This is a genomic window from Caldisphaera sp. (genome assembly GCF_046536515.1).
Classification (GTDB): domain Archaea; phylum Thermoproteota; class Thermoprotei_A; order Sulfolobales; family Acidilobaceae; genus Caldisphaera.
In genome coordinates, this window is the sequence record NZ_JAWDMQ010000060.1 from 1 (window position 1) to 7,499 (window position 7,499).

10 protein-coding genes are annotated in these 7,499 nt (G+C 29.7%); 4 read left to right on the top strand and 6 right to left on the bottom strand.

Features of this window, described 5'->3' with window-relative positions; translation table 11 throughout:
• Positions 1-178: aldo/keto reductase (locus tag RXO53_RS07140; RefSeq protein ID WP_410713550.1), on the bottom strand; the 178-nt coding region annotated here is incomplete at its 3' end.
• 281 nt (positions 179-459) lie between these two features.
• Between RXO53_RS07140 and amrB the strand changes: the two genes are divergently transcribed.
• The 3 genes from amrB (at position 460) to RXO53_RS07155 (ending at position 2,921) form a co-directional block, all read left to right on the top strand.
• Entirely contained in the window at positions 460-1,311 is an 852-nt protein-coding gene (amrB, locus tag RXO53_RS07145) for an AmmeMemoRadiSam system protein B (RefSeq protein ID WP_410713542.1), read from the top strand.
• A gap of 67 nt (positions 1,312-1,378) precedes the next feature.
• Positions 1,379-2,143 carry a hypothetical protein gene (locus RXO53_RS07150; RefSeq protein ID WP_410713543.1) on the top strand — a complete coding sequence of 255 codons (765 nt, stop codon included), beginning with the start codon at positions 1,379-1,381 and terminating at the stop codon, positions 2,141-2,143.
• 52 nt (positions 2,144-2,195) lie between these two features.
• On the top strand, positions 2,196-2,921 hold the full coding sequence (locus RXO53_RS07155; RefSeq protein WP_410713551.1) for an isopentenyl phosphate kinase: 726 nt from the start codon (positions 2,196-2,198) through the stop codon (positions 2,919-2,921).
• Here the strand turns inward: RXO53_RS07155 and RXO53_RS07160 are convergent.
• A complete protein-coding gene (locus RXO53_RS07160; protein ID WP_410713544.1) occupies positions 2,908-3,507 on the bottom strand; it encodes an isochorismatase family cysteine hydrolase in 600 nt (199 codons plus the stop codon). The two genes, RXO53_RS07155 and RXO53_RS07160, sit on opposite strands and share 14 nt — an antisense overlap.
• 98 nt (positions 3,508-3,605) lie before the next feature.
• On the opposite strand from RXO53_RS07160, the gene RXO53_RS07165 reads away from it, so the two are divergent.
• On the top strand, positions 3,606-4,121 hold the full coding sequence (locus tag RXO53_RS07165; RefSeq protein ID WP_410713545.1) for a vitamin K epoxide reductase family protein: 516 nt from the start codon (positions 3,606-3,608) through the stop codon (positions 4,119-4,121).
• A 1-nt stretch (position 4,122) separates the two neighbouring features.
• Here the strand turns inward: RXO53_RS07165 and RXO53_RS07170 are convergent, their stop codons facing one another.
• The 4 genes from RXO53_RS07170 to RXO53_RS07185 form a co-directional block, all read right to left on the bottom strand.
• Positions 4,123-4,611: a hypothetical protein gene (locus RXO53_RS07170; RefSeq protein ID WP_410713546.1), complete on the bottom strand. Its 489-nt coding sequence runs from the start codon at positions 4,609-4,611 to the stop codon at positions 4,123-4,125.
• Positions 4,612-4,662: 51 nt separating this feature from the next.
• Complete coding sequence (locus RXO53_RS07175) at positions 4,663-5,214, bottom strand: DUF998 domain-containing protein (RefSeq protein WP_410713547.1); 552 nt, start codon at positions 5,212-5,214, stop codon at positions 4,663-4,665.
• 74 nt (positions 5,215-5,288) lie between these two features.
• Positions 5,289-5,813, bottom strand: a complete 525-nt coding sequence (locus RXO53_RS07180; protein WP_410713548.1) for a hypothetical protein — start codon at positions 5,811-5,813, stop codon at positions 5,289-5,291.
• 129 nt (positions 5,814-5,942) lie between these two features.
• Positions 5,943-7,499: cbb3-type cytochrome c oxidase subunit I (locus RXO53_RS07185; protein WP_410713549.1), on the bottom strand; the 1,557-nt coding region annotated here is incomplete at its 5' end.

Sequence of the window (7,499 nt, forward strand, 5' to 3'; positions counted from 1 at the left end):
CTTTTCCTTTTCCATAAATGTCTGCTGTATCAAAAAAATTTATCCCTTTTTCATATGCATATTTCAATATTTTTTCTGGATCTTCTTTGACTCCCCATTCATTAGAGACTAGGGACCATAATCCAATTCCTATTTCTGATACTTCTTTATTAATGCTTTTTAGTTTTCTATACTTCATTAGTTTCACGGTTTTTTACATAAAACTAAAAAATTTAAAAGATAATATAGATTTTGACATTAAATTTTTATTAGAAAATTATGAGTTATTTGCCAAAAATTTAAAAGAACAAAAATAATTTTTGTAGCTTTTATAAAGTTTAATATAATAAATTACGCTACGTAAATTAAAACTTAAATTAAGTCAATATTTATGTATAAAATTATTATATGGAAATAAACAACATGAAAATTCAGAAAAGGAAATAAAAGTTTGTCAATATTTAATAATTGGTGATATAATTGGTATTAAAAAGACAGGCTTCCCATGCGGGATCTTTTTATCCATTAAATAAAGACGATCTTATTAAATCAATAGAGAATAGCTATTTGCATAAACTAGGGCCAGGTAATTTACCAAAAATAAATGAAAGGAAAAAAGAAAGCATTGGATATATAGTTCCTCATGCTGGATATATGTATAGCGGACCTATAGCTGCACACAGTTATTTTAATATAGCAAATGAAGGAAAACCTAAAGTATTTGTTATAGTAGGACCTAATCACACAGGTCTTGGAGAAAACGCTTCAGTATGGAAAGAGGGGATTTGGCAAACCCCTTTAGGAGATGTTGAAATAGATAATGAAGTTTCACGGCTTATTGTTTCTTATTCAAAATATTTTACCTTTGATGAAGAGGCACACTTATATGAACACTCAGTAGAAGTGCAGATACCTTTTTTACAACAACTATTTAATGACATCAAAATAGTACCTATTGTAATTAAGTTACAAAATGAAGAGGTGTCTTTAGATTTAGCAAACGCCCTGTATAAATTAATTGTAGATAACGGAGTAGATTTGGTTAATATAGCAAGTAGTGATATGAATCATTACGAACCTTATGATATCACTTATAAAAAAGATGAAATGGCATTAAAGAAAATTGAGGAATTAGACGTGAATGGGTTATTCAAGGTATTAGATGAGAACAACATAACGATGTGTGGTCCTGGACCTGTCGGGGCATTATTATACTTAGGTAAAAAGATGAACTCAAGAGTTCAGATATTAAAGCACGCAACTTCAGGTGATATTACTGGAGAAAAAGACTGGGTAGTAGGTTATGCTGCTGCAAGAGTAGTAAAGGCCTAAAATTCGTTTTCAAATGGAAATTTAAGCAATTTATAGCAGTTATTAAATGAAGATAAAGTGATACGAAATGAGGCTAAAATCATATTCATCAGCAGTTGTTTTAGGTTTTCCTATACCAGAAACATCAAACCCCTTTATTGCAATTCCAACTAAGGAGCTTATTTTTAATATAAATGTAGAAAAGTGTAGTAATAGTGATGTAATATTTAATAATTTTCCTAATGAAGTAAAAAGCTATATATTAAATTATTGGAAAAAATTAAATGAAGGATTAAACGAGAATCTGTGCGCAAAGATTAATTTAGAAAGCAATTTAGAAGGCTTCACCTATTCAGGACTTTATGCTGTTACAACCTCTCTTCTTCTGTATTCTTTAGGTAAATATAATAACGAAGTTTTGAATGAAGATGAAATAACAGAACTCTCTAGAATAACTGATAACGTTAAAGATCCTTCATGGTCTTCTGTTTTAGACTCGTTAAGGTATTCTTCATTAACAGGAAAAGCAGTAGTATATAGGAATGATGAGGAGAACTCAGTATTAAATAAAACAACATTACCAATTGAATTCAAAAACATGATTACATTAAGACAGAAATTGACGAGAGATTTATTAGGAAACGATGTTTATGGTTCTTTAACTCATCTCATGGGAATTTCAGTATTAGAGGCATCTATTAGATTAAGAGAATCAAATAACTTTAAGGATATTTTTAACATATTTAGACCAATAACTGATGCAATTTCTCAAATAATATGGGATTTACGGGTTGATGATAATTGCTTTTATGTTCCTGGTTTGCCCAATACTGCAGAAAAAATATGCATTTAAACACATTTATTTTTACTCATTTAAAATTTATTAGGGATTAAAATTGAAGTGCATGTCTGCTGTAATAAAGCTTGGTGGAAGTTTAATTACAGATAAATCATCACCGCGTACTGTAAAATGGGATTCATTGAATGATTCCGCATTGCAAATATATAAATACTATAAAGAAAACAATGCTAAAATTGCTATAATTCACGGTGGAGGAAGTTTTGGACATTACGAAGTTGAAAAAATAAGGAAAAGCAAAAATGTAATTGATCCTTTTTCAACATCATTAATTCAAGAATCTATGCTAACATTAGCCTTAGCGGTTTTAAAAGCATTGATAGATGTAGGAATTCCTGCTTCCTTACATCCTACGCATACTATATGTAAAAGCAATGCAAATGACTGCAACTACTTTTCAATAATAAATGATTTAAACAATGGGTTAGTTCCAATAACATATGGGGATGCAGTTTTTGATGGAGAAGGGAAAATTATTAGTGGAGACGATTTGTCTGTTCAGATTTCAAATCTAATAAATTCAGATTGCCTAATTTTTGCAACAGATGTAGATGGAGTTTTGGATGAAAAAGGCAATTTAATAAGAGAAATAAAGAGAAATCATTACATAAATGTCATAAATAGGGATGTCTTTGATGTTACTGGAGGAATTGTAAATAAAATAAATAAAGCATTTAATTCAAAATCAAATAATATAAGAATTGTATCTGGTAAAAAAATCTATAATGCATTAAATGGGGAAGATGTAGGAACAAAAATTATAAACCTTTAGCTTTATTCCAATACCTTATTATCTCATCTGATTTCATCACTACAAAAATTTTCCTCATATTAGCTAAAGACCTTTCGTGAGATTCCTTATCAGATGATGAAACAGCGTCTTCAGCAATTACAGGTAGAAAACCTAAATTAAACGCATCTCTAGCACTCGATTCAACACCAATTTCTGTTGCTATTCCAGTAAAAACTAAAGTTGTTATGCCTGCATTTCTAATCATAAGCTCAAAATTTGTTCCGACAAAAATACTTGCTGTATTTTTATTTATAACAATTTCATTTTTTTCCGGTTTAACCGCTAGTTCATATAAGTTAGGGTCGCTTCCCCAGGAGCCACCTCTGTTCCATATCGATATTAGAAACTTTCTAATTGGAGATTCGAATCTTTCTGGTAAAGGCGTTATTTTAGTATAAAAAATGGGTATGTTTAATGATCTAGCCGAATTTATTAGATTATTTAAAGAATTTATAAACTGTTCTTTATTAAAAATATGTTGAACTAGCATATTTTGAACATCCCACACAATTAAAGCTGATGTTTTTGGCTTAAACAAATCCTCATAGGAACTAAATTGACTCACCATCTCACCAAATTATATATATAGTTTAAATATATAAATATGCTTTTTTATTTTATCTATATAAATTTTTTTAAACTTTTCTCTATGTTAATATTGTAGTGATAAAGCGAACGACAAACCTCGCCCTTCAGGGCGGAGAGGAGGTCAGAAAATTGAAATTAATCCCTTCAATTATTTTCATTATATTATCTTTGGCCGGAATTGCTACAGCTTTAACTTCTTTTTATTACGTATATAGTCTAAATACTTCACCTCCAGCCTGTTATTTCAACGTTAATAATAGTAGAGTTAAGTTAAATTGTTTAAATGTGCTTAAAAGTTCTTATTCTTCGCTAAAGTTAAACATTGGTATAAAATTCAATGTTAACCTAGATGTCTTAGCTATAATTTATTTTACTATAAGTCTTTTATTATCAATAATAATGCTCTTTACAAGCTATTCAATATTGGCTCAACTTATTTGGTCTATAATAGGAACAGCTTTTATACCATATTTAGTGTACCTGGAAATATATGTTATAAGATCAGTATGTATTTATTGCACTACAATGCATATATTAATAATCTTACAGCTTCTGTTATCCATTTATTATATAATCAAAAAATTAATTTAAATTAGTTTGTTACTTTCCCTTTGTTCCTAATTGAAATTATAGTTCCATATGCTATTATTATTATTCCTATAACGCCTAAAATAATACTTAAAAATATTGAAATATATGATGGCCATAAAACTATTCCCACTACTGCGTATCCAACTCTTATTGGAGTACTGTAATTGTTTATCAGTGTAATAGTTCCATTGGTTGTTGCGGCAGCTATCCAAATATTATTGCTTCCTGCCTGAGAAATACTTTGTCCATTTGACAAAATTTTTAACGGATTCGAAGAATTATAGACAAGCAACTTACCTTGGCTTATAGAGACAGATAGGCTTTGATTTGGAGTTAATAAATATGTTGTAGAATTAATTTGTTTTTGAGCTTGCTTAATTGAGGTTGAGAATGTAGATTCTAATGAGTATGGAGAAACTATAAATAATAAAACTACGGCTGCCGCTAAAATAACAATTCCTATAGTAAATAATCTTCTAGCATTCGGCATCTAATTTACCTCACGTTATTTATAGAAAAAGAAGATTATAAATGAATTGTTCTATTTTACTTTCATTAAATAACCAGAAAATCCTAAAGACCAAATTAAATTAGGATATACTATAAGCCTTTCCATTCCACCATAATTAAAAGGACCATAAATGTTTAAAATGTATAATATTAAAGATACTAACCCAATGGTACCCATTATAGGCCATAATATATTTTTGTATGATTTATATTTAAAAGTTGCATATGATGATAGAGATGCAAACAAGAAAACTATTAATGACATAATAGTATGTAGATGGTATGGAGACCCTTCAGGGAAAAATCCAACACCTGCAGCACCGATACCAGACAAAATTAAAAATAATTTCAAAACTTTTCCTTCTAGCAAAAAAGCAGATATAATTAATAGAATGCCCATAAAAATAATTGATGTATTAAATATGTAACTAGTACTACCAACTCCTAAATCACTTATATAATTTTTTGAAATACTATATCCTGGATATAAAGACTCTGAAATCATCATAAATATAAAAAATTGAGCTACTCCAACAAATATAAGATATCCTGCTATTTTTTCTTTATTCAAATTGAACACCATAAATTATAAACATTTTTAAAAATTTAAATTTTTTAAATTTTATATTATTTTAAAAAAATATTATTTTAAAAAAATTATGGTAATACATATCCAATTGATCCAGCAAAGGCTAATATTAAAAATAGAAAACCATCTATAGCAGAAAATATTCCAGCTATTTTAGCATAAGTAGCTTTGCCTGTATAGCCATGAATTGATAAAAACACCGTTACAGGGACTAAGAAATATAATATAATAGAAATGAAAATTAAACCATGTATGGCAGTGTATGTAGCAAACATAGCAAATATTATACCAGTAAACCATAGAGCATGCTGTATAATATACATGTTAGTTCCGCCTAATATTAATGCTATCGATATCATCCATAGCAACAAAACAAAAGCAGCAGCAACGGTTGCATCAAATACAGCAGCGTCTTGAATAACAAAGGCTAATGCAAGAGTTTCCATTATCGCGCCGCTCAATATAACTATTCCAAAATCTTTAGGATTATTTTTAGCTCCACCAACACCCATATTAACAAAGCCTATAATTAAAGTCATAACACCGGCTTCCCAAAAAAGAGTATTCATAGCTGTGCTAGCTAATGCACCCAACTTTGTTTCACCAATTTATTAAAAATTAATGTAATATATAAATTTAACTATATTAAAAATATTAAATGAAATTTTCCCACCAACATTTAACCAGTTACAAAAATAATATTATTTATTGGAGATTAACCATTAATACTTTATAGATCTAGGGAATCTAACCAACATCAATAATATTATTATAGCTATCGCTGATGCAGCGACCAGATCACCAATCATTCTTAACCAAATTAAATTCTGAACTATTTGAATATTCCAGAACCCCAAACGGCCATTAGGTGTTGTCAATGTTTTTATATACCAAAATCCATATTTAAGTTCGTAAATCCATTGCAGTATGCCTAATGGTAATAAAGAAATTAATGCTTGTAAATAAAATCCTATAGTATAAACAACAGATGCTACTCCTAAATATTTTAGATCTCTTTCATTAAATCCTCCTGATAAAGTATAGGCTACGACCCACATTAATATAGTTGGTAATCCATAGGCTAATGGAAATGCTAAGTGTGCGTGAGCCATAGTAAATTGCAAATCATGAGTAAAGTAATTAATTATAGGAGCATTAATTAAACCTGCTCCAAAAACTGTTACTCCTACACTTCCACCTATTCCTGCAGATAAAACAAATGTTATTAAGGTCTTTTGGAACTGGTTTAATTTGTTTCCTTTATTTCTTCTAGCTGCTAAAATTACATAACCCATAGCCATACCTAATGGGATAGCCTCTAAAACACTTAATATAGCACCTATATACATCCATACCACTGGGAAACCTGTCCAATAATAGTGATGAGCTGTACCAATCATACCAGTTAGTACCTCTGTTACAGCATCTATAGCTACAACAGTTTTTGCTAAACCAGCTGGAATTAGTCCTTGTAAAACCAATAGTAATGCAAGCACAGCTATTACAATACCCGGCCAGAAACCTTCCACATTTGCATGCACAAATATCCACCTGAAGAACTCATCTTCAGTAAAGTATGGAAAAGGCTTTACTATTGGTAATGCGCCGATAAAGATACCTATTGCATCTCCTGCAATTAAGTATGATAAAACTTTGGCAAAAGGTTTAAGCAAATCAACTGTTATTTTTGATGCTTTATAAAATAGATATGAAACATAACCTAAAAGAAAAGTAATTAATAATAACCAAAATGAACCAACTTCTATTACATCTCTTCCCTGAGCTCCGAATATAAACCACCATGGAGAAGGTATTAATTGTAGATAACTTGCCCATAATCCGAACAATGAGCCTAATGCAGTGAATAAACCTAATATTATGACAGTAATCATTGTTTTTCTAGATATATTTAGTCCAAAGTAAGGTAAAACAAATAATGAAAACATTATCCATGTTAATGAGATCCAATATATAGCTAACCATATATGCAATCCCCTTGCAACATTAAATGGTAAGACAGATAAAAGATTTAAACCATATAAAATAGGCGTAGAATATAAGTGCATAACATATGCCCCTAATAAACCTTGTACTCCAGAGCCAAGAGCAGCTATAAGCATAACCCATAATGCTAGCCTTTGTGTTTTGTTAGGTTTAGGTAAATCAATTTTCACTACAGGGTCATTCCAATGCGATATCAATTCTCTAATTATATATATTATAAGAGGTATCCCTACAGCAAAAATAGCTCCTACCATAGCAAATGTAGAGAAATAAAC